Raw genomic sequence first — 26,938 nt, forward strand, 5'->3', positions numbered from 1 at the left:
GGTCCGCGCCGTACCCCGGCGCGGACCTTTCCTTCCGGTCCACCTGCTCGGCGCGCCCATGCTTTTCCTGAACGACGCGCGATTCCGCGCCGCCTTCTATCAATTCGTTGCGATTTCCGCCGTGCTGCTCGCCGGATGGGCGATGTACAGCACCGCGAGCGCCAATCTCGCCAAGCAGGACATCGCCACCGGCTTCGGCTTCCTGTCGCGGCAGGCGGGCTTCGAGATCAGCGAGACGGCGATCGCCTTCCAGTCGACCGACAGCGTCGGGCGCGCCATCCTGGTGGGCATCGCCAACACGGTAAAAGTGTCGTTCCTGGCCGTGCTGTTCGGCACCGTCATCGGCCTGTTCGTCGGCATCGGCCGGCTGTCGACCAACCCGCTGCTCAGCCGCCTCATGCTTGCCTATGTCGAGGTGCTGCGCAACGTGCCGCTGCTGCTCTACCTTTTGCTCTGGTACTCGCTGATCATCCTGGTGTTCCCGCCGGTCAAGCAGGCGATCCAGTTCCTGCCCGGCTTCTTCCTGTCAAACAGCGGCCTCGCCGTTCCGGCCATGCAGTGGCAGAGCGGCTTCTACGCGCTGCTCGGCGCCGTGGCGGTCGGTGTGGCGGCAGCCTTCATCGCGCACGCGATCTCGCGCCGGCGGCGCATCGCCAGTGGCCGGGGCGGCTCGGGTTGGGCCATGGCCGCAACGCTGTTCCTCCTGCCCATCGTCGCCGTCTGGGCCAGCGGCCAGGTCGCGGTCACCTGGGAGGCGCCGGAACTCGGGCGGTTCCGGCTCACCGGCGGGCTGCACATTCGTCCCGAATTCGTGGCCCTGCTCTTCGGCCTGGCGCTCAACCTGTCGGCCAGCGTCGCCGAGATCGTCCGCGGCGGCATCCAGGCGGTGAACCGGGGGCAGTGGGAGGCGGCGATGGCGCTCGGCCTGTCGCGCTCGCTGGCGCTCCGGCTGGTCGTGCTGCCGCAGGCGCTCAGGGTCATCGTGCCGCCGCTCACCAACAACTATCTCAGCGTCTTCAAGAACAGCTCGCTCGCCATCGCCATCGGCTATCCCGACCTGGTGATGGTGTCGAACACGGTCATGAACCAGACCGGCCAGGCCATCGAGACCATCGCCATCTTCATGGGCGTCTATCTCGGCCTGTCGGTGCTGATCTCCGTGTTCATGAACTGGTACAACGCGCGTGTCGCGCTGAAGGAGCGCTGAGATGAGCGACGCCCAGGCACTCCCCGCAGCGGCGGAGAAGGTCGCCCGGCCGCCGCGCCGCTCGCGTTGGCGCGAAGCCTATTTCGGCACGCCGGGTAATGCCGTCGTCACGCTGATTTCCGGCGCGGTCATCCTGCTGCTGGCCAAGCTCGCCATCGGCTGGCTGTTCGTCGACGCCGTGTTCGACGGCAGCTCCGAAGACTGCAAGCAGAGCTCAGGCGCCTGCTGGCCGTTCCTCGCCGGAAAGCTGCGCTACATGCTGTTCGGCTTCTATCCGTTCGAGGAGCAGTGGCGGCCGCTCACAGCACTCATCCTGTTCATCGGCAGCTGTGCGCTGTCCATGGTTCCGCGGCTGTGGGGCAGGGGCCTGCTGCTCGCCTGGGCGCTCGTCATCCTGCCGCTGCTCTATGTGCTGATGGCCGGAGGCGTCTTCGGCCTCACCGCCGTGCCGACGTCGAAATGGGGCGGCCTGCCGCTGTCCTTCACGCTGTCCTTCGTCGGCCTGGCGTTTGCGCTGCCGCTCGGCATCGGGCTTGCGCTGGCGCGCGCCTCGGAACTACCCGTCATCCGCGTGCTCGGCACGGGCTTCATCGAGATCGTGCGCGGCGTGCCGCTGATCAGCATCCTGTTCATGGCGGCGGTGATGCTGCCGCTGTTCATGCCCGACGGGGTCACCATCGACAAGCTCTTGCGCGCCCAGGTGGCGATCATCCTGTTTGCCGCGGCCTATATCGCCGAGGTGGTGCGCGGCGGCCTGCAGGACGTGCCCAAGGGCCAGTTCGAGGCCGGCCGCTCGCTCGGGCTGCACTACTGGCTGGTGATGTTCAAGATCGTGCTGCCGCAGGCGCTGAAGAAGGTCATCCCGGCGCTGGTCGGCCTGTTCATCGCCTTCTTCCAGGACACCACGCTGGTGACGATCATCGGCCTGCTCGATTTCCTCGACACCGTGCGCACGGCGCTGCGCGACCCCGAATGGCAGGGCATCGCCGTGCTCGAAGGCTATGCCTTCGCCGCAGCCGTCTACTTCCTGTTCAGCGCCGTGATGGGCGCCTACAGCCGCTTCCTCGAAAGGCATTTCAACACGTCGTACCGGTGAGGGCTGCGCGCGCGAGGGGAACAGCGCGCGGCAGCGGTTCTGAACCCGGAGTTCCCCTGGCATCCGAGGGGCTCAGAGCCGGTAAAATGTATCCGTGCGCTTCGTCGGTCTAAGCCGCGTTATTCTGGCGCTCTACTGGCGCTTTGTTCGGTGCGCCACGCTTGCGCCAGCACCCGGCCTATTGCCGCCGGGCGACATGTTTGATTTCCTGCATCGGGGTTTGATTGTCGTTCAAAGGGGCGCATGTGGCTGAGGCAAGGGGGCCGCTTGGCAAATTAGCTAAGTTCTTGATGATCGCTTGGATATTGCTCGGCCTGTTGCCCATGCTTGCCCAGATGTTCGGCGGCGGCTTCGTGCCATCGACTGAATGGGCAACCGCAACACGCGGCCCTGGACTTGTTGCCGGTCTAGGAACCGTGATGCTGTGGCTTTGGTCGGTATGGAGCGCCGATGATTGGCCTTCGCGCAGTGACCTCAGCAAGTTTGGTGCTGCTCTTGGCGTGCTGCTTTTGGGTTTTATGACCGGCAAGAACATCGTTGACGTTACCGGCCCGATGGCAATTGCCCTTGTTGCTGGCGGAGAGACTGAGCTGCAGTTCACTGTAGAACGCACTGACAGCTTCGGACCCAAAGGCTGTCGTTCGCAGGTGGAGCTGCAGGGGCTGCCGCTCCTCTTCAATAGCGCTTGCGGCGTTCCGAGTGACTTCAGGGACAGCCTCACCCCAGGTACACGCGTCGTAGTCTCTGGCCGCGGGACCAGTCTAGGCGTCTATGCAAGGTATATGCGTCGAGCTGATTGATTGGCGGCAAGGAGGTAGGCGACGAAGCGCTGCTGCTTGTCAGTTGGCGCCACGTCTGGTTACCCTCGGCTGTTGTCGAAATGGGCGTGGGCAATGGCAGGCGACAAACCGAACCCAACATGGCTGAGGTTCCTCGTCCTTGTTCTGTTTTGTCTGTCGTGCGCCGCGTGGGTCTCTGCAATTCTCTCCGGCGAACTCAAGGATGTTGTGTCGATCATCACAGGCGCCACGTTACCGTTGGCCGGATTTTTCGCGTTTCGAACCTTTGGTGGGAAGTTTCAACGATAGACTGCCTGGCCCGGTCGCGGCTGTACTCATGGGTGATCGCAATCCTTCGCCCTTTGGACGGCATCAGAGATATATCTTCCCGATGACGTGTCGGAGCATCGATCAATTTCGTCATTGATCCGCTCGACGACTACCGCCAAGGTCACAAAAACGGTCACGAACACGCCCAAGAGCGCGGCTGACAACAACCACAATGAGATTCGCCAACGACCCACTTGTCACCGCTTGATCAATCGGCTTGCAAGTTGGCATGGCAACGGAACGGTGTCACTTGCCACTAGGTTTCAGATGCAGAGGGTACGCCTGAGCCCGTGCCCTGATCTGGTTGCAGGGGGAGGATTTCACCTTCAGCCTCCAGCTTATAGGGCTGGCGAGCTACTGGGTTGCTCTAGCCTGTGAAACTAAGGTGCTTTCTGGCGCCGCTCATCTAGACGTTGCCGATAGCGGCGATCATCGAACAACGCCTTTACGACGATTACTGTTGTGCAAAGAAGGCCAGCCCCAAGGAACCATCCTATCGGTCCCAAAAGCTGGCCAGCGAGTATCACTACGACGGCCATTACTGCGATGGCACCAGCACTTCTCGCAAAGAACTTCACACTGTCGACCATGGAGCGAAGACTAGCACCTTCGCGACTGTCGGCAACATCACCCCGCCCGATCACTCGGATGCCCTTTGATCCAGAAGTTCAGGAAGGGGCCGGGACCTGAGCCTGGGCTGAGCGGCGGCGTGGGCTGCCTTGAACTCAGCCCTCCGAATTCTTCGGAAACACCTTCCAGCGATTGGGCCGGAAGGTCACCCGGCTCTTGTGGGCGGCCGGATGGCCGACCGGCAGCTCGATCTCGACGCGCTCGCGGCCGCCGCCGATCTCGAGTTCGACGCGGCGCGTGCCGGCGACGCGGCGGCTCGACGCCACCGTGCCGGCGATGCAGCCGTTGCATTCGTCGAGCAGGTCGACATGGTGCGGGCGGAAATAGAGCGTCGCCTCGCCATTCGGCAGATCGGGCGTCGCAAGCCCGATCGGCCGGTCGGAGATCCAGACATGGCCGTCCTCGACCTTCACCGGCAGCGAGCTCGATTCGCCGATGAAGCCGTAGACGAAGGGCGAGTTGGGCTGGTCGTACACCTCGTCGGCGGTGCCGACCTGCTCGATGCGGCCCTGGCTCATCACCACCACGCGGTCGGCGAGCTCGAGCGCCTCCTCCTGGTCGTGGGTCACGAACACGGTGGTGTGGCCGGTGGCGTCGTGGATCTCGCGCAGCCAGCGCCGGAGTTCGCGCCTGACCTGCGCGTCGAGCGCGCCGAACGGCTCGTCGAGCAGAAGCACGCGCGGCTCGATCGCCATGGCGCGGGCCAGCGCCACGCGCTGCCGCTGGCCGCCCGACAATTGCGCCGGATAGCGCTTTTCGAGGCCCGAGAGCTGCACCAGGTCGAGCAGTTCCGAGGCGCGGCGGCGGATTTCAGCCTTGGGCGGACGCTTGCCGCCCGGCCGCACCTTGAGGCCGAAGCCGATGTTGTCGGCGACCGTCATGTGGCGGAACAGGGCGTAGTGCTGGAACACGAACCCGACATTGCGCTCCTGGATCGTCCTGTTCGAGGCATCCTCGTCGCCGAAGAAGATGGTGCCCCGGGTCGGCCGCTCCAGCCCCGCGATCAGGCGCAGCAGCGTCGTCTTGCCCGAGCCGGACGGGCCGAGCAGCGCGATCAGCTCGCCGGAGCGTATGTCGAGCGAAACATCGCGAAGCGCCGGAAACCGGTCGAATTCCTTGCGCACATTGGCAACGCGAACATCCATAAATCAACCTCGGTCAATGTCCGCGCGTAGCGGCAAGTTCGGCGCCGTAGCGCATTTCAAGTATGGTTTTCAGCACGAGCGTCACCAGTGCCAGGCCGGCGAGAACGGAAGCGACGGCGAAGGCGCCCACGGCATTGTACTCATTGTAGAGGATTTCGACCTGCAGCGGCATGGTGTTGGTCTGGCCCCTGATGTGGCCCGAGACCACCGACACGGCGCCGAATTCGCCCATGGCGCGGGCGTTGCAGAGCAGCACGCCGTAGAACAGGCCCCATTTGATGTTGGGCAAGGTCACGTGCCAGAAGGTCTGCCAGCCGTTGGCGCCGAGCGAAAGAGCGGCTTCCTCGTCGCCGGTGCCCTGTTCCTGCATCAGCGGGATCAGCTCGCGCGCGACGAAGGGGAAGGTCACGAAGATCGTGGCAAGCACGATCCCGGGGACCGCGAACAGGATGACGATGCCCTGCGCCTTTAGCCAGGGCCCGAGCAGGCTCGATGCGCCGAACAGAAGCACATAGACCAGGCCCGAGATCACCGGCGACACCGAAAAGGGCAGGTCGATCAAGGTGATGAGGAAGGCCTTTCCCTTGAATTCGAACTTGGCTATCGCCCAGGCGGCGGCGACGCCGAAGACGAGGTTGAGCGGCACCGAGATCGCCGCCACCAGCAGCGTCAGCTTGATCGCGGCGATCGTGTCCGGCTCGTTGACGGCTTCGAGGAAGGCGCCGATGCCCTTGGCGAAGGCCTGTTCGAAGACCACGATCAGCGGCACGACCAGGAAGATGCCGAGGAAGGCGAAGGCCGTCGCCATCAGCAGGAAGCGTGCCACCGGCGCTTCGCTGGTGGCCAGCGAGACGTGCTCGTGCAGTTGGTCTGCTGGGTAAAGCTCCGGATCAGCCATAACGCTTGCGGGTCCACGCCTGGGTGAGGTTGATGATGAAGAGCAGGCTGAAGGACAGCAGCAGCATGATCGCGGCGATCGCGGTGGCTGCGGCGTAGTCGTATTCCTCCAGCCGGATGATGATCAGCAGCGGTGTGATCTCCGACACGTAGGGCAGGTTGCCGGCGATGAAGATGACCGAGCCGTATTCGCCGACGCCGCGGGCGAAGGCGAGCGCGAAGCCGGTGGTGACGGCCGGCGCCAGCCCCGGGAACAGCACCCTGGTGATCGTCTGGAAGCGGTTCGCGCCGAGCGTGGCGGCCGCTTCCTCGACCTCCTTGTCGATCTCCTCGATGATCGGCTGCACTGTGCGCACGACGAAGGGCAGGCCGATGAAGATCAGCGCGATGACGATGCCGAGCGGGGTGTAGGCGACCTTGATGCCCAGGGGTTCGAGCAGGCGGCCGATCCACCCTTGGGTCGAATAGAGCGTGGTGAGCGCAATGCCGGCCACCGCGGTCGGCAGCGCGAAGGGCAGGTCGACCATGGCGTCGACGACGCGGCGCCCGGGAAAGCGGTAGCGCACCAGCACCCAGGCGACCAGCGTACCGAACACGACATTGACCAGCGCTGCGATGAAAGCGGTGCCGAAGCTGATCTCGAGCGCCTTGAGGGTGCGGCGGTCCGTGGCGATGGCGAGGAAGTCGCTCCAGCCGAGGGCGGCCGAGCGCCAGACGAGTGCGGCCAGCGGGATGAGGATGATGAGGGTGAGGTAGGCAAGCGAGAAGCCGAGCGTCAATCCAAAGCCTGGAATGACGCTCGGCTGTCTGAACCGCCACCCCGCCGTAGCGGGTGCTGAACTCATGTCGTTTGGAACTTCCCTGCTGGCTTACTGCGCTGGCTTGTAGATCTGGTCGAATATACCACCATCTCCGAAGTGATAGGGCTGCGCTTTTGCCCAGCCTCCGAAGATCGGATCGTCGATGGTCACCAGCTTGAGTTCGGGAAGCTTTTCCACGTCGACCGGAACCAGCTCCGGCTTGGACGGCCGGTAGTGGTGCTTGGCGACGATCGTCTGGCCTTCAGCCGAATAGAGGTAGTTGAGATAGGCCTCGGCCACCTTGCGCGAGCCCTTGGCGTCGACATTGGCGTCGACGACCGCAACCGGCGGCTCGGCCAGGATCGACGACGGCGGGATGACGATGTCGAACTTGTCGGCGCCAAATTCGTCGAGGGCGAGATAGGCCTCGTTCTCCCAGGCCAGCAGCACGTCGCCCAGGCCGCGCTCGGCGAAGGTCACCGTCGAGCCGCGCGCACCGGTGTCGAGCACCGGCACATGGGCGTAGAGGTTGCCGATATACTGCTTGATCTTGCCCTCGTCGCCGCCGAACTGGCCGTTGGCCCAGGCCCAGGCGGCGAGGTAGTTCCAGCGCGCGCCGCCGGAGGTCTTGGGATTGGGCGTGATCACCTGCACGTCTTCCTTCACCAGGTCGCCCCAGTCCTTGACGGCCTTGGGGTTGCCCTTGCGGACGAGGAAGATGATGGTCGAGGTGTAGGGCGAGGAATTGTTGGGCAGCCTGCCGCGCCAGTCGGGGTTGATCGTCTTGGATTTCTCGACGATCGCGTTGATGTCGCTTTCGAGCGCCAGCGTGACGACGTCGGCGTCGAGGCCGTCGATCACCGCACGCGCCTGCTTGCCCGAGCCGCCATGCGACTGCTGGATCGTCACCGTCTCGCCGGTCTCGGCCTTCCAGTACTTGGCGAAGGCCTCGTTGTAAGCCTTGTAGAGTTCGCGGGTGGGGTCATAGGAGACGTTGAGCAGCGTCGTCTCGGCATGGGCAACGCTCAGGCCGCCGAGTTGCATGGCCCCGGCGACCAGCGCCGAGAGGAGTAGGGTTCTGCGTGAAGTGGTCATTTCCGCCTCCGTTCGAATAGGCATAGTCTATCGAACTGGTAGAAATTAGATGCGGCGAATGTTCCGAATTTTCCCGCCGCGGGGCAATTTTCGGCCACACCCGGACCGGTCGCGAAATTTTTTTGCTCGCCCAAAAAGTCCTGACCGTCGGGGCAAACGATTCGCCACAGACCACGACAGCTAGGGGATGCGGAGGAGGTGGCAAGGGGCGGCGGTCGGGGATGTGCTTGGTTGCAGCCCCACGGAATTTGCGCCCAGCCGAAATATTCTGCACCGGCGTTGGTTCGTAGCCGTCGCGGCATGGATCCCCGGGTCTCCGCAACGTCGCTTCGCTCCTGCTCCGCCCGAGGATGACGAGCTTCATTAGACTTTGCCGCCAATCTCCAACGCATGCGATTGGCGAGGAGCCCCATGCCTTCGTCATCCTCGGGCGGAGCAGGAGCGAAGCGACGTTGCGGAGACCCGGGGATCCATGCCGTGACGGCTACGAACCAATGCCCGTGCAGAAGTTCGGAATGGTTGATTGATCCCGTTTCATGATCGATCTACTCCACGAACACCCTGACACTCGCCGCCCGGCCGGCCGCGTCGATCACCGTCAGCGTCGAATAGCCCGCGCCGTCCGGTTGCCACGTCGCCTCGCGGCGGCGTTCGATCGCGTCCAGCGGCTTGCCGTTGGCGAGCCAGCGGAACGGCGCGCGGCCGCCCTGCAGCTTGAGCACCAGCGGGCTCGTACTCCCGCTTGCCGCGCCCAGTTCGACCCGGGCGCCGTCGGGCGGGAAGACGATCTGCGGCGCGGGCTCGGTGACGGCGGCGGCGACGACCGTCGGCAGCTGCCCGGCCGAGGAGAAGCGTTCGAGCGTCACCGGCAGGTCGGCGCGGGCCAGGCGCAGGGCACCCGTGGGCGCCTGCGGCAGCGGCATCGCCGGCAGGCCGGAACGGGCAAAGCCCTCGAACAGGATCGGCGCGGCCGAGACGTAGCCGGACAGGCCGGGCACGGCACCCGCATCGGCGCGTCCGGCCCAAACGCCCAGCACATAGCGGCCGTCATAGCCGATCGACCAGGCGTCGCGGTAGCCGTAGGAGGTGCCGGTCTTGTAGGCGATGCTGCGCTTGGCCGCCCCCTCGGGCGCGCGCACGCCGGCAAGGATGTCCGCCACCTGCCAGGCCGCCTGTTGCTCGAGGATCGTGCCGTTGGCGAGCGGCGCGGGTGCGGAAGTCTCGGTGCCGTCGCGCAGGACCTTGGCGCGGCCGCCATTGGCGAGGCCGGTGTAGAGCTGGACGAGGTCGCGCAGCGAAACGCCGACGCCGCCCAGCCCGATCGCGAGCCCCGGCACCTCGCCCGGCGGCAGCGAAGGCGTCACGCCGGCCTGGCGGAAGCGCGCGGTCAGCCGCTGCGGCCCGACCGCGTCGAGCAGGCGGATCGCCGGCACGTTGAGCGACAGCTGCAGCGCCTGGCGCACCGACACGTCGCCCTGGTAGCTCATGTCGAAATTCTTTGGCCGGTAGCCGGCGAAATCGGCCGGCCGGTCTTCGATCAGCGTTTCCTGCGCCACCAGCCCCTGTTCGAAGGCGAGACCGTAGATGAAGGGCTTCAGCGTCGAGCCGGGCGAGCGCACCGTCCGGGTCATGTCGATCCAGCCGGAGCGGGTCGCATCGAGATAGTCGGCCGAGCCGACCTCGCCGAGGATCTCGCCGGTCATCGCATCGGCCATCACCAGGGCGACCGAGATGCGCGGCCCGAGCCGCTGTCCTGCCTCGCGCGCCACGGCCTCCAGCCCGGCCTGCACGCTTTTGCGCAGGGTGAGCTGGTGCCTGACGATGCCGGGCGCATTGCGCAACGCCAGGTCGGCTGCGTGCGGCGCCATGGCGGGCAGCGCGAGCCGGGTGGTGCCGACGTCCTCGAGTGCTGCGCGCGCCGCCTCGGCCTCGCCCAGCAGCCCCGCCGTCACCATCCGCCCCAGCACCCGGTCGCGCGCCACCTGGGCGTTGTTCGGGTTCCTGTCGGGCCGGCGCCGCTCCGGCAGCTGCGGCAGCGCCACCAGCAGCGCCGCCTCCGACACGGTTAGGCGCTTCGGCTCCTTGCCGAAATAGGCGAGCGCGGCGGCGCGCACGCCCTCCAGGTTGCCGCCATAGGGCGCGAGCGTGAGATAGCGTTCCAGTATCTGCTGCTTCGACAGCCGGCGCTCGATCTGTACGGCGCGGACAAGCTGCCTGAGCTTGGAGCTGAAGCTGCGCTCGGCGCGCGGCTCGATCAGGCGGGCCAGCTGCATCGACAGCGTCGAGCCGCCCGAGACGATCCGGCCGTTGCTTGCGAACTGCCAGGCGGCGCGGCCGAGCGCCAGGAGATCGACGCCCTCATGCTCCCAGAAGCGCTTGTCCTCATAGGCGACCAGCATCTTCACCAATGCTGGGTCGACGTCGTCGAGGCCGACGCCGAGCCGCCAATGCCCGGACGGCGTCGCATAGGCGCGCAACAGCTGGCCGTCGCGGTCGACCACCTCGGCCGAGACGACGAGTTTTTCGGGCAGGGGCGGGGGGAAGGTCCGGTCGAGCACGACAAGGCCGCCGAGAGTCAGCGCGGCCAGCGTGGCAGCACCCGTCGTGCAGAGGGCGATCCTGCGCGCTGTTCTCGCGGAGAGCATTGCTCTGCCCCTCACCCTTGCCCTCTCCCCGTGAAAAACGGGGAGAGGGGGGCGTCGACGTGGCCGCTTGTCCCTTCTCCCCGTCCTGAGCTTGTCGAAGGATCACGGGGAGAAGGTGCCGGCAGGCGGATGAGGGGCAGCGCAGACCGCGCCGTCAAAGTCGATGCTGGTCTGAAAGCAGACATGGCTACTCCGCCTTCACCTCCATCATGCCGGTGGCCGTGCGCGCCGAATATTGCGGACGGTACATGTCCTCGACATTGGCCGCCGGGTGGGCATAGACGCCCGGCGTCACCGCGCGGACGACATAGGCCAGGGTGAATTCCTGGTCGGCGCCTTCGCCGCTGTCCATGGCGGCGACGAAGCGGTCGTTGCGGAATTCGAGATGTGCCGCTTCAGTCTGTGTCAGCCACGGGAAGTTCGACAGGTTGGCGCTGTTGACCAGCCCCGGATTGTCGATCTCGAAGCCGGCGGGCAGCATGTCGGCGACGACGATGCGCGAGGGCCAGTCGTTGAGCTCGCTGATCTTGAGCACGACGACGAAGCGCTCGTTCTGCTTCACCTCGGTCACGTTGGCCTCGCTGCCGTCGAGCCGGTAGTAGGTGCGCTCGATGGTGAAGCCGTCGCCGCCCGCGGGCAGCGGCTGCACCGGCGGCGCCACCGTCGTCACCACCGCCTGCAGCGCATCCTTGCCGGTGTTCGACACCACGATCGGGTTGACCAAAAGGTCCGCCCCGCCGACCCGCTCCGAATAGGCGCCGCTGTGCGCCGCTCCGTTGACGTCGAGCGAGATCGCCTCGTTGCCGGCCTTGAGCGCGCGTGCCGCAAGCAGCATCCAGGCGTCGTCCTGGGTGCTCGTCCAGTTCGCGGCGACACGATCCGCCGCCACCATCTTGACCAGCGCCGGCACCACCGAGGGCACCGGCTTGCTCTCGGCGGCCAGCGCCAGCATGGCAGCGCTGTCGCGCAGGCGCGAACCGTAGTCCGAGCGGTACCAGTCGTAGTCGGTCGCAGCCTTGGCGAGCTGCAGCGCGGCTTCGAAGGTCTGCTCCGAGCGCTGGGCGTCGCCATAGAGCGCGAGGCTCGCGCCCAGCTGGGCCACCGCCATCGGGCTGGTGAAGGCTTCCAGCTTGGTGTCGGCGAAGTAGCGCAGGTCGCCCACCGAGGCCTGCTTGTTGCGCGCCAGCACATAGAGCGCATAGGCGATCTCCGAGCCGCGGTCCTCGACGTCGACGTCGTAGCCGATCGAGTTCTGCAGGTTGTTGAGCGCCTGCATCATCGCCTGCTGCGGCACTTCGAAGCCCTTTTCACGCGCCCTTGTCAGGAAGTCGGAGACATAGGCGTCGAGCCAGAGGTCGCCGGAGCCCGGCCCCCATAGGCCGAAGCTGCCCGAAGAGGCCTGGTAGTTGAGCACGCGGTAGACCGCGCCCTGGATGCGCTCGCGCAGCTCCGGATCGTCGGCCATGCCGGCCGCGGCGCTGAGCTCGCTGACATAGAGCAGCGGCAAGGCCCGGCTGGTCGTCTGCTCGGCGCAGCCATAGGGATAGCGGTCGAGCGTCATCAAGAGCGACGGCACGTCGAAGGCCGAGGCCTGCGACACGCCGACGCTGACATGGGCGTCCTGCAGCAGGCTCGCCGCCAGCAGCTCCTTGTCGATGCGCAGCGAGGCGTTGGGCTTGAGGTCCACCACCATGCGCGTGGTCACCGGCAGCTGGCCGGGGCGCACGGGGAAGGAAAGCTCCTGCTCGACCGTCAGGCCCTCGGCATTGGCGAGGCGGATCGTCAAGCCTGCCGTTCCCGCCGTCACCGGCATCAGCGGGATCTTCACCGTCTGGCGCTTGCCGGGCTCCAGCGCAAGCTTCTGCGGCAGGGCGGCATCGCCGGTGGAAAGATCGCCGGTGGTGTCGACCGACAGCGTGTAGTCGCCCGACGGGGCATCGGTGTTGGCGATGTCGAGTGTCATCTCGGCGAAATCGCCGGGCGCCATGAAGCGCGGCATGCCGGCGGTCAGCACGATCGGGTCGCGCACGATCACGTCGCCCACGGCGCGTCCCACCGCATCCCTGGTCCAGGCCACGCTCATCACGCGCACCGTGCCGTTGAACTGCGGAATGTCGAAGTCGACCGTGGCCTTGCCGTCGGCGTCGAGTTCGACGACGCCGGAGAAGAAGGCGACCAGCTTCTCCTTGGGCGGGCTGCCCTGCGAGGTCATGGAGGCGCCGTCGCCGCCGGTGCGCAGCTTGCCCATCGCCCCCAGTGAGCCGTCGATCAGCCTGCCATAGAGGTCGCGGATCTCGAGCCCCATCATGCGCTGGCCGAAATACCAGTCCTCGGGGTCGGGCGCGCGGTAGTTGGTGAGGTTGAGGATGCCGACGTCGACGGCGGCGACCATCACATAGGCCTTGTCGCCCGCCTTCGCCCCGGTCACGGCGACCGGGATCGACAGCGTCTTGCGCGGCTCGGTCTTTTCGGGAAGCGTGAGCGCGACGCCGAGTTTCTTGTCGGCGGGGTCGACCGCCAGCCATTTCAGGCCGATGGCGCGGGCCGGCATGCGCGATTCCTGCGCCTCGCCGGGCCGATAGAGGGTGGCCGTCACATAGGCGCCGGCGCCCCAGTCGTCGCCGACCGGGATGTCGACGGTGGCGCCGTCGGCCGGCACGCTGGCTGTGACGGTCCTGATCAGCTTCTCGGCGCCGATGGTGACCAGGAGCTCGCCGGCGAAGCGCGGCGAAACCTTCAACTTGGCCACCTCGCCGGCGGCATAGCTCTCCTTGTCGAGCGCCACTTCGAGGCCGTCGGGCGTTTCGGTCGAGGTCGCGGCCACGTACCAGCCGGCATCGAACTCGTAGCTCGAGGCCGGTCCGGCCGGGTTGGCGGTCTCCACCTCGAGGCGGTAGCGGCCCCAGTCGACCGGCAGCGAAACAGTCGGCTCGCCGTTGGCGTCGAGGTCCACCTGGCCGGTCGCCACCGACTTGGTGAAGGTCACCGGCTCATAGTTCCAGGAACTGCCCGCGCGGTACCACTGGTAGTTCCGCTCGACCTTGACCAGCGACCATTGCGCGCCCTTGAGCTCGGCGCGCTTGCCGTCCGGCTGGGCCGCGATCAGGCTGAACTTGGCGGTGCCGCCCTGCGGCACCTCCTCGCCGGAGAAGTCGGGGCGGATGCCGATCATCGTGCCTTGCGGCAGGATGCCGATGTCGAGCCGCTCCTCGACGGCGCGGCCGCCGGTCTCGCGCATGCGCACGGTCAGCGCCGCGTTGATCAGGCGGGTGGTCGAGGGCGCGGAGGCAATCACGACGGGGAAGGTCGCCTTGCCGTCGTCGCCCACCACGGGCAGGCCGGTCAGGGGGGTGCGGGTCGCTTCGCCTTCCTGTTCGTCGGCGAGGCCGAAATAGTAGCCCTTGAACGCGTCCCACTCGCGCTTGGTCGACAGCGTCACCTCGCCCTCGATCGCCAGGCCCGCGGCCGGCGCGCCATAGAGGAAGCGTCCGTCGACGGTGGCTGTGGCCGTCTCGCCCACCGCGATCTCCTTGCGGTCGGCGGTGAGGTCGAATTCGATGCGATCGGGAACGAAGTCCTCGACCAGGAACATCTGGCTGGCGACCGCCGGCTGCTTGGGATCGGTGTAGATGCCGAGGCTCCAGGTGCCGCGCATGGCGGCGCTGGACAAGGGCAGGTCGACGGCGTGGCCGCCGGCATTGCCGCCCTGGCTGACGATGCGCCTGTCCTCGACGCCGTCGGGACGGGTGAAGATGAAGGTCAGCGGCAGGTCGTTGGCGCGCGCCGCGTCGTCGCGGGCAAGTGCTGCCGCATGCACCGTCTCGCCGACGCGGTAGATGCCGCGCTCGGTCCAGGCATAGACGTCGAGCGCGCTGGGCGCGGCGCGGCCGGTCACGCCGCGGTCGGACAGGTCGAAGCCGGCCCTGGTCATGTCGAGGAAGACGAAGTCGTCGCCCCCCTTGCTCGCCATCAGCACCGCCGGCGCAAGGCCCGAGTCGCCGCGGGTCAGGCCGGGATTGAAGGTGGCGCGGCCCTCGGCGTCCGTCCTGGCGGTGCCGAGGATCTCGTTGTTGCGGGCAAGCAGGGTCACTTCCGTGTCGGCGATGGGCTTTGCTGTCGCCAGCGAGCGGGCGAAGACGTTGAGCCCGTCCTGGCCGGTATAGGTCGAAAGCCCGATGTCGGAGACCACGAACCATTGCGTCGCCTTGGTCGCCCACTCCTCGCTCCTGTCGTCGAGCGGCTGGGCGGTCAGCACATAGACGCCCGGCTTGCGGCTGGGCAGCGCCTCGTCGACGGGGAAGGAGGTCGTCACTTCCTTGTTGAGTTCGTTGGCGATGACCAGCTGGCCTTCCCAGATGGGTTCGCCCATCTGGTCGGAGATGCTCGACAGGTCATAGCTGTCGAGCTGGCGCAGGAACTGGTAGCCGGAGAGCAGCTGCGCCAGCGAGCGGTCGCCGATGCGATAGAGCTTCATCGCCGCCGCATCCATGTTGACCGTCACCACCGGGATGCCGCGACGGGCGGTCGAGGGCAGGACGAAGCTGTCGCCGGTGAAGCGGGCCGATTGCGCCCGGTCCTGGATGTAGACGCTGAGCACCACCGGCGCCTCCAGCACCTCGCCGATCGCCGCCGGCAGGCCGGGGCGGAAGGTGACGCGATAGTGCCTGCCGTGCTCCAGCCCCTCGACACAGATCTGCTGGTCCTTGGCCTCGACGGCCTTGGGCGCGGCATCGTCGACGGTCACGAAGGGGGTGTAGTCGACGCCGGCCTTGACCAGCGCTTCGGAGAACTGGGCGCAGACGCGTGGCGAGGTGGTGTCGGCGTCGATCGAGTGGTCGACGACGCGGAAGCCCTTGCGGGCCTTGAGGTCCTCGTATTCGGCTCGCACCGAGGCCGAGTTGTCGAGCGCCAGGCTCGCCTCGTAGGCCTGCAGTGCCGGGCGGAACATGTCGCGCTTGTCGAGGGCGCGGGCGATGAGCGTCAGGCTCTCGGCGCGCACCTTGGCGGTGCGCGACAGCAGGTAGGCGTTGTAGGCGCTGGCGGTGGCGTCGCGCTGCTGGTTGGCCGTCTCGTTGCCGTCGCCGGGCTGGATCAGCAGCACGGCATTGGCCAGCCGGTTCCAGATCGCGGTGTCGTCGGGCAGGATCTTCAGCGCGGCGCGGAACTTCTGGCTGGCCGCGCGGCCGTCGCCGCCCCGGATGGCGGCCTCGCCGGTATCCATCAGGCCCGCCAGGCCCTCGCTGCCGTCGATCTGGCCGCCGGTGACCTCGGCGCGAAACTTGCGGGCTTCCTCCGCGAACGCGGCGGGGAAGAACGACAGTTCGGCCGGCGCGCCGATGTCGGGATCGCCGTTGACCGGCACCACCTTGCCGGCGACCGCGCCGCTGAACGGCTTGATGGTCGCGAAGTCGGACTTGAGGAAGCACCACTTGGCCTTGGTGTTGTAGGTAAAGGCGCGGCAGGCCGAATCGCCCAGGCAGGAGGTCTGGCACTGGTCGAGGGTCACGTTCTGCTCCGACCTCAGGTCGAAGCCGAAATAGTCGCTGTTTTCGGTGGTCACCACGCGCCGGGCCTCGAGCGCCGCCGCACCGAGCGTCCAACCGAGCAGGAAGAGAACGAATACCGGAAAAACACGCGCCGCACGCATCATCAGTCCCTCCGACAGGCTCGTCGCCGTTCAAGTCACGTTCAGGCTAGCCTCACTACAGGCAATACGGAAGCCTGCCAGCGAGTGCTCGCCAAGGTTGTCGCTTGTCTTGGATGCCGTGCATGGTATTGCCCCACCATGCGGTTGCCCCGATGAACCTGCCGAATCCCTATCGCGGGGCTCGACCTTTCGCCCACTGGAATCTCATTCCTCGATTGTGTCTGCTTTACGAATGCACAGAAACTTCATTCCAATTTTAGATTTGAAGGTTACGTTGGCTTGATGTTTGTGCGGCGTAAGCGTGGAAACGATAGTTCTGCCGGCGCCCGCGTGCTTTGGCGCGCGGCGATGGCGGCGCTTTTGGCCACCACGATTCTCGCCGCCGAGGCGCGCCAGGCGGCGGCGCTCGAGATCTTTGGAATCAAGCTTTGGGGATCGAGCAAGGACGAGGACGCCGACATCGTCGATCCGCTCGACTATGCCGTCACCTTCGAGGTCGCTGGCGACGACGACGATCTGCGCGAGGCGCTCGAAAACGTCTCCCTGCTCAAGAGCGAGGAGGAGCGTCCGGTCTCCGGTTCGCTCGGCCTGCTCGCCAAGGCGCGCAGCGACCGCGAACGGCTGATCGCGGCACTCTTCTCCCGGGCGCGCTACGACGGCGTCGTCGAGATATCGATCGCCGGCAGGCCGCTCGACGAGCTCGAACCCGACGCCGTGTTCGACGGCCCCCAGCCCGTCCCGGTCACCGTTCGCATCCAGCCCGGCTCGCAGTTCACCCTGGGCGACATCGTGCTCCAGGGCGACGCGGCCGGCATCCGCGGCGCCGATTTCGGCCTGATCGCCGGCGGCGACGCCTCGTCCGACGCCATCCTCAAGGCCGAGGCCGAGATCGTGCGGGCGCTCAAGGAGGAAGGCCGGCCGCTGGCGCGCGTCACCGACCGCGCGATCGTCGCCGACCATGCCACCACCACGCTCGACGTCACGCTCAGCGTCGAGGCGGGGCCGATCGCCGGCTACGGCGACACCTCCGTGGAGGGCACCGAAGCCGTCGACCGCGATTTCACCGTCTACATGACCGGGCTGGAGCGCGGCCGCCGCTATTCGCCCAAGGAAATCGACGACGCGCGCGACCGGCTGCTCGCGCTCGACGTCTTCTCCAGCGTCTCGATCAGCGAGGCGGCGGCACTCGATCCCGCCGGTCAGATCCCCATCGACGTCCGCGTCAGCGAGCGCAAGATGCGCTATTTCGGCGCCGGCGCCACCTTCTCCAACACCGAGGGCGCCGGCATCGAGGGCTACTGGGGTCATCGCAACCTGTTCGGGCGCGCCGAGAAGCTGCGCATCGGCGGCGCCATCAGCCGCATCGGCGACACCACCGAGCTCGGCCAGCTCAACTACAATGCCGGCATCATGTTCGAGAAGCCGGGCGTAATCGGCCCGGCGTCGAAATTCTTCGCCAACGCCAAGGTGGTGTTCGAGCATCCCGACGCCTACGACCGCTTCTCGGTCAAGGGCGGCGCCGGCGTCTCCTACGAGCTGACCAAGCAGCAGACCGTGTCGGCCGAGGTCGCGGTCGACTATTCCGACATCGAGGACGCGCTCAATCCCGACGGCAAGCGCTACCTCCTGGTCAGCCTGCCGCTGCAATATGTCTACGACAGCCGCGACGACAAGCTGAATCCGACCCGCGGCTTCCGCGCGCTCGCCTATGTCGAGCCCACCTACGACACGCTCAACGGCAAGGCCTTCGTCAAGCTCAAGGGCGAGGGCTCGGCCTACTACGGCCTCGGCGCCGACAACCGCTTCGTGCTCGCCGGCCGCGTCGCCATGGGATCGATCCTCGGCGCCAGCCTCGAGGATGTGCCGGCCGACCGGCGCTTCTATTCCGGCGGCGGCGGCTCGGTGCGCGGCTATTCCTACCAGGGCATCGGCCCCAAGGCCGGCGACCAGCCCACCGGCGGCCTGTCCTATGCTGAGACCTCGGTGGAGATGCGCTACGCCGTCAACGACAAGTTCGGCATCGTGCCTTTCATCGATGCGGGCACGGTTTCCACCAAGCAGTTCCCGAATTTCTCGACCGTCAAGGTCGGCGCCGGCATCGGCGTGCGCTACCTCACGCCGTTCGGCCCGCTGCGCGTCGACGTCGCCGTGCCGCTCAACCCCGGCCCCGGCGATCCGAGCTACGGCATCTATGCCGGCGTCGGCCAGTCGTTCTAGGCTCGCTCAATGGCCATGCTGAAGATCATCCTGCGCTTCCTCCGCATCGCCGTCCTCGTCGTGCTGGCCTTGGCCATCGGCGCGGCGGCGGTCTTCACGCTCACCGCCAGGGGGCGGGAAAACCTCGCCGGGCTGATCTCCAGCGTCGCCTCCAGCGACGACCAGAAGATCAAGCTGAGCGGACTGAGCGGCATCTGGTCGGGGAACCTCCGTCTCGACAACGTCGTGATCGAGGACAAGCAGGGCGCGTGGCTCGCGCTGCGCGGGGTCTCGGTCGACTGGGCGCCACTGGCGCTGCTCTCCTTCACCTTCCGTGCCGACCGCATCGCTGTGGCGCGGATCGAGGCCGCGCGGCTGCCCAGGCCGGGCACGCAGCAGGCGAAGGCGAGCGGTGGCGGCTTCTCGCTGCCGGTGGCGCTCGACATCAGGCAGGTCGACCTGCCCCAGATCGCGCTCGGCGAGGAGCTTGCCGGTGCCGGCATCGCCGAGCTTTCGGCCAAGGGCATGCTGCGCGCCGGCGGTTCGCCGCTGGCGGTCGAGACCAGGTTCAATGTCGCGCGCAGCGACGGCAGGCAGGGCAGCGTCGATGCCGACATCGCCTTTGCGCCCGATGAGAACCGGCTGACGCTGAACGTCCGCGCCGCCGAGCCCGCCGGCGGCATCATCGCCAACATCCTCAAACTGCCCAACCAGCCTGCGGTGGAATTGGTTGTCGCGGGCGAGGGGCCCCTGGCCGATTGGAGCGGCAACGGCACCTTCGCCGTCGACGGCAACGTCGTCACCCGCGTTTCCGGCACGCACCGGCTCACCGACCAGGGCAACGTCGTCACCGCCATCGGCGACGGCGCCTTCGAGGATTTCCTGCCCGCGGCCCTGAAGCCGCTGCTTGCCGGCAGCACCAGCTTCGACATCGCCGGCACCCGCACCACCACCGGCGGCCTCGACATCGAGCGCGCCTCGATCGCCAGCGGCGCGCTGACCGCCACCGCCACGGGCTCGCTCGATCCGCAAGGCGCCGCCGACCTCGCACTCGACGTCAAGGCCAATGACGGGCCGATCGTGCTCAGCCTCGGCAGCGACGCCCAGCCGGTCACCGTCGCCATCAACGCGGCCAGCCTGCGTGCGCTCGGCGACGGCAAGGCGCCGGCCGTCGATTTCAGCGCCTCGCTGCTTTCGGTCATCGCCGGCAACACCGAGCTGCGCGACATCGCCGCCTCGGCCCAGTCCGACGGCTTCGACATCGCCAACCGCAGCGGCCCGGTCTCGATCAAGCTCGGCGTGGCCGAACTCAAGACCGACATCGCCACGCTGGCGCCGCTCGTCGCCGGCCGCGTCTCGGTCGACATGGCAGGCTCCATCAGCAAGGACGCGGTGGTCGTCGACCGCGGTAGCGTCCGCAGCGACGCGCTCAACGGCGAGATGAACGCCCGCCTGGCGCTGGCCGATCTGGCGCTGACGCTCGGCCTGAGCGCCGACGTCGCCTCGAATGCGCTGCCTGCCGGCGTCCGCATTGCGCTGGCCGACCGGGTGCAGCTGTCGGCCACCGCTAGCCGCGACGCCGAAGGCAGCTTCGCCGCCAACGCCATCGAGTTCACGTCCGGGGCGCTCACGGCGCGAGGCACGGCCAGGATGAAGGGCAGCGAGATCGACGCCGATCTCAAGGGCGCCTTCGCCGATGTCTCGCTGCTGTCGAAGGACGCCAAGGGCGCCATCGACTTCGCGGTCACCGCGAAGGGCGCGCGTACCGCGCCCGACGTGTCGCTCTCCGTCACCAGCGACCGCATCGAAGCCGCCGCGCGTGAAATCACCGGGCTGAACCTGACCGCAACCGGCAAGGTCGACCCGGCCAATCCCGCCGCCAATGTCGCGCTTTCGGGCGATGTGGCGGGCCAGAAGCTCCAGGGCAGCGCGGTGCTCGCCACCGCCGACGGTTCGAGCCAGATCAAGGGCCTGTCGCTGTCGCTCGGCCAGAACAGGCTGTCGGGCGACCTTGTGCTCGACAAGGGCTTCGTGCCGCTCGGCAGCATCGACATCGACATGCCCGACATCGGCCCGCTGGCCGCACTCGCCCTGGAGAAGGCCGAGGGCGACATCCGCGGCAGGATCGACTTCACCCGCAGCGGCGACGTCCCGCAGGTCAAGGTCGCGCTCGACACCGCGCAGCTCAAGCGCGGCGACCTCGCCGCCAACTCGGTCGCCGTCAGCGCGGATGTGCTGGACTACCTCAAGGCGCCGGCCATCTCGGGAACGGTCAAGGCCAGGTCGGTCACCTCGGGCAAGACCGTCATTTCCGGCATCGGCGTCGATCTCAAGCGCGACGGCGAGTGGACCGGCTTCTCCGGCGGTGCGACCGTCGCCGACATTCCGGCCAAGGCCGTGGGCCGCCTCAAGGTCGGCGGCGGCACGACCACCATCGAGCTTGCCTCCGGCGAGGCGATCATGCGTGGCATCCGCGCCGCCATCGCCCGGCCGACCACGGTGGCGATCGCCGGCGGCACGACGACGCTCGACCGCCTGGCCCTCAACCTCGGCGGCGGCACGGCGACCGTCTCCGGCACCGCCGGCTCGGCGCTCAACCTCAACGTGGCGCTCGCCAACGTGCCCGCGTCGCTGGCCAATTCGTTCGCACCGGGTCTGGACGCGGCCGGCTCGATCTCCGGCACCGTCAAGGTTTCCGGTGCCGCGGCCAACCCGACGGTCGGCTACGATCTCAAGGTTGCCGGCGCTGCCACATCCCAGACCCGCGGCGCCGGTTTCGGCGCCATGAACATCGGTTCGACCGGAACCTTCGCTGGCGGCAAGCTCGCCTTCCAGTCGACCATCGGCGACGGCTCGGGCCTGGCGCTGAAGGGCGGGGGTACTGTCGTCACCAACAAGCCCGTCGCGCTCGACCTGAATTTCTCGGGACCCGTGCCGTTTGCCTTCCTCACCCGCACGCTCGCGGCGCAGGGCATGGCGCTGACCGGCACGGCCGACGTCAACGTGCAGGTGCGCGGGCCGGCCACGTCGCCCGTCATAGGCGGCAGCGTCCGCTCCACCGGCGCGCGCCTGGTCGCGGCGCAGATGGGGCTCGCCATCAACGACATCGCCCTCGACATCGGCATCGCCTCCGGCGTGGCCACCATCAACCGGCTCAATGGCTCGCTGTCGACCGGCGGGTCGCTGTCGGCCAGCGGCACGGTGGGCATTGACGCGGCGAACGGGCTGCCGGCTGACATCTCCATCAAGCTGACCGACGGCCGCTACACCGACGGTCGCGTCGTCACCGCCAATCTCGGCGGCGACATCGCCGTCAAGGGACCGCTGGCCTCGGCGCCGGTGCTGAGCGGGACGATCAACCTCGCGCGCACGGTCATCAGCATCCCCGAGAAGATCCCCGGTTCGCTGACTGCCGTCGACGTCCAGCATAAGAACGCCCCCAAGGCCGTCGTCGCCCAGCAGGAGGCGATGCGCCCGCCGGCCAAGGCCAGCGGCGGCAGCGGCGCGCTCACCCTCGACGTCACCGTCAACGCGCCCAATCAGATCTTCGTGCAGGGCCGCGGCCTCGACGCCGAACTCGGCGGCTCGCTGCGCCTGACCGGATCGTCGGCCTCGCCTCAGGCGGTGGGCAACTTCGATCTCAGGCGCGGCCGTCTGTCGATCCTCGGCAAACGCCTCAACTTCACGCGCGGCTCCGTCGGCTTCGCCGGCTCGCTGGTGCCCACGATCGATTTTGCCGCCGAGACGACGGCCACCGACGCCACGGTGACGGTGGGCATCAGCGGTCAGGCCAACAATCCGAAGTTCACCTTCTCGTCGGTGCCGGCGCTGCCCGAGGACGAGGTTCTGGCGCGGCTGATCTTCGGCCGGTCGATGTCGAACCTGTCGCCGCTGCAGATCGCCCAGCTCGCCGACGCGGCCGCGACCATGGCCGGCATCGGCGGCTCCACATCGCTGCTCTCCAGCCTGCGCGCCACGCTCGGCGTCGACGATCTCGATGTCAGGACCAACGAGAAGGGCGACACCTCGGTCGCTGTCGGCAAGTACCTCAACGACCGGACCTACATGACCATCGAGAAGGGCGACAAGCCCGGCTCCGGCAAGGCCACCATCGACCTCACCATCGGCCGCGGCGTCAAGCTGCGCGGCCAGGCGTCGGACGATGGCGAGGCCAAGGGCGGCATCTTCTACGAGCGCGAATACTGATCCCGCCGGGATCGCGAGATCGGCTTGTTAGAGGTGTTTCGACACTCTGCTGACAATGTCCTGCATCGGCCGCAGCCCTGTCGCGGAGGGTGGTCCCATGGCGAATATAAACAACGGAGAATATTCCCTGGAATCCGCCGCGCATTACCATTTTTGCGCCAATCCTGTCGCTATCGCGCGAACTGCTCCACTCCCAAAATTGCAGAGTTGATCCGGGAACAACGACATCCACCCGTTTTTGACAACGGCAGTTGGATGCGGAATGGTAGCCAACAGGCCAATACAATGGGAGAAGCAAATGGCATTCTACAAAAGCAACTCTGATCTTGTCCCCGGCCACATCCGTGAGCTGGCGCGGGACGTCATCGACGGCAAAATGGACCGCCGCGAGTTTCTCGCGATGGCAAGCACCTTCGGTGCCTCCGCCGCCATGGCCTATGGCATGATCGGCCTTGCCGCGCCGACAGAGGCGCGGGCGCAGGAAGCCAAGAAGGGCGGCGTCCTCAAGGTCGCGCAGTGGATCAAGGACCCCAAGGACCCGCGCAAGGCCGACTGGTCCGAGATCGCCAACGCCGAGCGCCAGGCGCTCGAGCCGCTGGTCAAGTACACCGCCAAGTACACTTTCGAGCCCTACCTGCTCGAGAGCTGGGAAGTGAACGACGACGCCACCGAATACGTCCTGCACGTGCGTCCGGGCGTGACCTGGAACAACGGCGACCCGTTCACCGCCGACGACGTGATCTTCAATTTCACCCGCTGGGCCGACAAGAGCGCCGAGGGCAACTCGATGCCCGGCCGCCTGGGCACGCTGTTCGACGACAAGACCGGCAAGCTGCGCGAGGGTGCGGTCGAAAAGGTCGACGACAAGACGGTCAAGCTCAAGCTGACCAAGTCCGACATCTCGATCATCCCGAACCTGTGCGACTATCCCGGCCTGGTGGTGCACAAGACGTTCGACGAGAAGGGCGGTGACTTCAAGTCCTGCCCGATCGGCACCGGCCCGTTCGAGCTCGTCTCCTACGACGTCGGCCAGAAGGTGGTCTACAAGCGCCGCGAGGACAACAAGTGGTGGAACGGCGAGGTCTATCTCGACGGCATCGAGATGATCGACTACGGCACCGACCCGGCCGCCATGGTCAGCGCCTTCGAGTCCGGCGAGGTCCACACCAACTTCGAAACCTCGGCCGACTACGTCAAGATCCTCGACGATCTCGGCCTGGTGAAGTCGGAGGTCGTGACCGCGGCGACGATCGTGGCGCGCACCAACGTCGCCAACAAGCCCTATGACGACCAGAAGGTGCGCCAGGCGCTGCACAAGGCGGTCGACAATTCGGTCGTTCTGCAGCTCGGCTATGGCAATGCCGGCGAGGCGGCGGAGAACCACCACGTCGCCCGCATCCATCCGGAATATTTCGAGCTGCCCAAGCAGGTCCGCGACATGGCGGCGGCCAAGAAGATGATGGAGGAGGCCGGCCAGGCCGACTTCGAGCACGAGCTCATCACCGTCGACGAGGACTGGCACAAGAACACCGGCGACGCCATCGCCGCCCAGCTGCGCGAGGCCGGCATCAAGGTCAAGCGCACGGTGCTGCCGGGCTCGACCTTCTGGAACGACTGGACCAAGTATCCGTTCTCGATGACCAACTGGAACATGCGCCCGCTCGGCGTGCAGGTTCTGGCGCTCGCCTACCGCACCGGCGAGGCCTGGAACGAGACCGCCTGGTCCAACCCGGACTGGGACGCCAAGCTCAACGCGGCGCTCGCGGTGGCCGACGCCGACAAGCGTCGCGAGATGATGAAGGACATCGAACAGATCCTGCAGGACTCCGGCATCATCATCCAGCCGTTCTGGCGCAAGCTCTACAACCACTCGGTGGCGGCGGTGAAGAACCACGGCATGCACCCGACCTTCGAGGCCGACTACGGCAAGGTCTGGCTCGAGGAGGCATGACCTCAGGCCACGAGCCGGGGAGGGGTGCCCGACACCCCTCCCTTCCGTCGCGAGCGGTCTGACGCACCGGACCCCAAACCCGCAAAGGCAGGGGACGCACATGCTATCTTTCATCATGCGCCGGCTGGGCACGATGGCACTCACCATGTTGTGCCTGACGCTCGTGGTGTTCTTCCTGATCAACCTCGAGCCCAATCTCAAGAAGCTCGCGATCAGCCAGACCGAGATGCGCACCACCGCCGACCAGCTCGAAAGCTGGCTGCAGCGCAACGGCTACCGCCAGAACTTCTTCGTCCGCTACGGCCAGTGGCTCGGCGTCGTCCAGAAGCAGCCCAACGTCGACCCGGCCACCGGCCAGGCGGTGCCGCGCTTCCGCTTCTGCAACGAACCGGCGGAGCCGACCTATTCCGGCATCCTGCAGGGCGATTTCGGCTGCTCGACCAAGTTCAAGACCCCGGTCGCGACCAAGCTGTTCCCGGCACTCGGCTCCACCGGCATCCTGATGTTCTGGGTGCTGGCGACCATGGTGCCGATCGCCCTGCTCATCGGCATCCTCGCCGGCATGCGCGAGGGCTCGCGCACCGACCGCACGCTGTCGGTCGCCTCGATCGCCACGACGGCGACGCCCGAATATGTCTCGGGCGTCATCTTCACCGTCGTCTTCGCCTCGTGGCTGGGCTGGCTCAACGGCTCGGCGGCCTCCGCCAGCCAAGGCATCACCTTCTACAACTTCACCCTGCCGGTGATGACGCTCGCCATCTACGGCATCGGCTACATCGCCCGCATGACGCGCGCCTCGATGGTCGAGGTGATGACGCAGCAATATATCCGCACCGCGCGGCTGAAGGGCCTCGGCTTCGGCGCGGTGGTGGTCAGGCACGCGCTGCGCAACGCGCTGATCGCGCCGTTCACGGTCATCATGCTGCAGTTTCCGTGGCTGCTCACCGGCGTCGTCATCGTCGAGGTGATGTTCCGCTACCAGGGCTTCGGCTACACGCTGGTCGAGGCCGCCGGCAACAACGACATCGACCTTCTGCTCGGCTGTTCGCTGGTGTCGGTGTTCATCGTGCTGATCACCCAGCTGATCTCCGACATAGGCTATGCCTATCTCAATCCACGCATCCGGGTTCAGTAGGGAGCGCGCTTGATGCAGATCGAATATATCGGCGGCTTCCAGGTCTTCCTCGGCGTGCTGGCGCGGTTCTGGCCGGTCTGGGCAGCACTCGCCATCGTGCTCGTCGCCAGCTTCAACTTCCGCAAGCATCTCGGGCTCTACGGCCAGCTCTTCGATTCGGGCGTCGGCATTGCCGGCGTGTTCATCTGCCTGTTCTGGATGTTCACGGCGATCTTCGCGACCAGGATCGCGCCCTTCGACCCGCTCAGCCAGATCCCGGTGATGAAGGACGCGCTGCCCGGCGCCATCGAGCCGACGTCGAAGCAGATCTACCTCTTCGGCGGCGACAAGCTCGCCCGCGACGTGTTCTCGCGCATGGTGTTCGGCAGCCAGATCGTGCTGATCATCGCGCCCGCCGCCACTGCGTTCGCGCTGATGGTCGGCATTACGCTCGGCCTGCCGGCGGGCTACTATGGCGGGCGGATCGATGCGTTCCTGTCGTTCCTGGCCAACCTCGTGCTGGCCTTCCCGGTCATCCTGCTGTTCTACCTGCTGGTGACACCCGGCATCATGGACACGCCGATCCCCTATGCCATGGCGGGCGTCTTCTTCCTGTTCCCGATCATCTTCTTCGTCACGCTGTTCTACACGCGCTTCAAGGCGCGGCCGGAGCGGCTCTACCTCCTGGTCGGTCTCACCCTGGTCCTCGGCGGCTGGGTCTATGCCGGCCTGGTCTTCGACGCCGACCCGCTCGGCATCGTCTCGATCGACCCTAACCAGCTCAACATCTTCGTCGCCGTCGTCTTCGCCTCCAGCCCCGGCGTGTTCCGTATCGTCCGTGGCCTCACCATGGACATCAAGACGCGCGACTACGTCGCCGCCGCCCAGACCCGCGGCGAGAGCCCGTGGTACATCATGCTGTGGGAGATTTTGCCCAACGCCCGCGGCCCGCTGATCGTCGATGCCTGCCTGCGCATCGGCTACACCACCATCCTGCTCGGCACGCTCGGCTATTTCGGCCTCGGGCTGGCGCCCGAAAGCCCCGACTGGGGCACGGCGATCAAGGATGCCAGCCGCCTGCTGCGCTCTTTCATCCACCCGGCATTGCCGCCGACGATCGCGCTGATGTCCTTCGTGCTCGGCCTCAATCTGCTCGCCGATGCGCTGCGCGAACAATCGATGAAGGACTGATGGAGGCTC

General features: G+C 66.8%; 14 protein-coding genes and 1 tRNA gene. 8 read left to right on the forward strand and 7 right to left on the reverse strand.

Annotated elements, in window-relative coordinates:
- Positions 1-58 precede the first annotated feature (58 nt).
- From AmiPiv_RS16955 to AmiPiv_RS16965, 3 genes are all read left to right on the forward strand, one after another.
- On the forward strand, positions 59-1,207 hold the full coding sequence (locus tag AmiPiv_RS16955) for an amino acid ABC transporter permease (protein ID WP_340038667.1): 1,149 nt from the start codon (positions 59-61) through the stop codon (positions 1,205-1,207).
- 1 nt (position 1,208) lies between these two features.
- Complete coding sequence (locus AmiPiv_RS16960; protein WP_340038668.1) at positions 1,209-2,303, forward strand: amino acid ABC transporter permease; 1,095 nt, start codon at positions 1,209-1,211, stop codon at positions 2,301-2,303.
- Positions 2,304-2,548: 245 nt separating this feature from the next.
- Entirely contained in the window at positions 2,549-3,103 is a 555-nt protein-coding gene (locus AmiPiv_RS16965; RefSeq protein WP_340038669.1) for a hypothetical protein, read from the forward strand.
- A gap of 610 nt (positions 3,104-3,713) precedes the next feature.
- On the opposite strand, the gene AmiPiv_RS16970 is transcribed toward AmiPiv_RS16965, so the two are convergent.
- The 7 genes from AmiPiv_RS16970 to AmiPiv_RS17000 all read right to left on the reverse strand — a co-directional run bounded on the left by AmiPiv_RS16970 (position 3,714) and on the right by AmiPiv_RS17000 (position 16,271).
- A tRNA-Ile gene (locus AmiPiv_RS16970) sits at positions 3,714-3,789 on the reverse strand.
- Between the two features lie 348 nt (positions 3,790-4,137).
- Positions 4,138-5,187, reverse strand: a complete 1,050-nt coding sequence (locus tag AmiPiv_RS16975; RefSeq protein WP_340038670.1) for a sulfate/molybdate ABC transporter ATP-binding protein — start codon at positions 5,185-5,187, stop codon at positions 4,138-4,140.
- Positions 5,188-5,200: 13 nt separating this feature from the next.
- The gene (cysW, locus tag AmiPiv_RS16980) at positions 5,201-6,085 is read right to left on the reverse strand and encodes a sulfate ABC transporter permease subunit CysW (RefSeq protein ID WP_340038671.1); all 885 of its coding nucleotides are present in this window, start codon (positions 6,083-6,085) and stop codon (positions 5,201-5,203) included.
- Positions 6,078-6,929, reverse strand: coding sequence for a sulfate ABC transporter permease subunit CysT (cysT, locus tag AmiPiv_RS16985; protein WP_340038672.1), 852 nt, complete (start codon positions 6,927-6,929; stop codon positions 6,078-6,080). Before cysT ends, cysW begins: the two co-directional genes overlap by 8 nt.
- Positions 6,930-6,953: 24 nt before the next feature.
- The gene (locus AmiPiv_RS16990) at positions 6,954-7,979 is read right to left on the reverse strand and encodes a sulfate ABC transporter substrate-binding protein (protein WP_340038673.1); all 1,026 of its coding nucleotides are present in this window, start codon (positions 7,977-7,979) and stop codon (positions 6,954-6,956) included.
- Positions 7,980-8,524: 545 nt separating this feature from the next.
- Positions 8,525-10,624, reverse strand: a complete 2,100-nt coding sequence (pbpC, locus tag AmiPiv_RS16995) for a penicillin-binding protein 1C (RefSeq protein WP_340038674.1) — start codon at positions 10,622-10,624, stop codon at positions 8,525-8,527.
- Between the two features lie 187 nt (positions 10,625-10,811).
- A complete protein-coding gene (locus AmiPiv_RS17000) occupies positions 10,812-16,271 on the reverse strand; it encodes an alpha-2-macroglobulin family protein (protein ID WP_340038864.1) in 5,460 nt (1,819 codons plus the stop codon).
- Between the two features lie 282 nt (positions 16,272-16,553).
- On the opposite strand from AmiPiv_RS17000, the gene AmiPiv_RS17005 reads away from it, so the two are divergent.
- The 5 genes from AmiPiv_RS17005 (at position 16,554) to AmiPiv_RS17025 (ending at position 26,929) form a co-directional block, all read left to right on the forward strand.
- The gene (locus AmiPiv_RS17005) at positions 16,554-18,488 is read left to right on the forward strand and encodes an autotransporter assembly complex protein TamA (RefSeq protein WP_340038675.1); all 1,935 of its coding nucleotides are present in this window, start codon (positions 16,554-16,556) and stop codon (positions 18,486-18,488) included.
- Positions 18,489-18,497: 9 nt separating this feature from the next.
- Complete coding sequence (locus AmiPiv_RS17010; protein ID WP_340038676.1) at positions 18,498-22,673, forward strand: translocation/assembly module TamB domain-containing protein; 4,176 nt, start codon at positions 18,498-18,500, stop codon at positions 22,671-22,673.
- Positions 22,674-22,971: 298 nt separating this feature from the next.
- Positions 22,972-24,624 carry an ABC transporter substrate-binding protein gene (locus AmiPiv_RS17015; protein ID WP_340038677.1) on the forward strand — a complete coding sequence of 551 codons (1,653 nt, stop codon included), beginning with the start codon at positions 22,972-22,974 and terminating at the stop codon, positions 24,622-24,624.
- A gap of 100 nt (positions 24,625-24,724) precedes the next feature.
- Positions 24,725-25,759 (forward strand): ABC transporter permease, encoded by a 1,035-nt coding sequence (locus AmiPiv_RS17020; protein ID WP_340038678.1) that lies wholly within the window; start codon positions 24,725-24,727, stop codon positions 25,757-25,759.
- Positions 25,760-25,771: 12 nt separating this feature from the next.
- Positions 25,772-26,929, forward strand: a complete 1,158-nt coding sequence (locus AmiPiv_RS17025; RefSeq protein ID WP_340038679.1) for an ABC transporter permease — start codon at positions 25,772-25,774, stop codon at positions 26,927-26,929.
- Positions 26,930-26,938: the final 9 nt, after the last annotated feature.

The organism is Aminobacter sp. Piv2-1, assembly GCF_037625995.1.
Classification (GTDB): Bacteria; Pseudomonadota; Alphaproteobacteria; order Rhizobiales; family Rhizobiaceae; genus Aminobacter.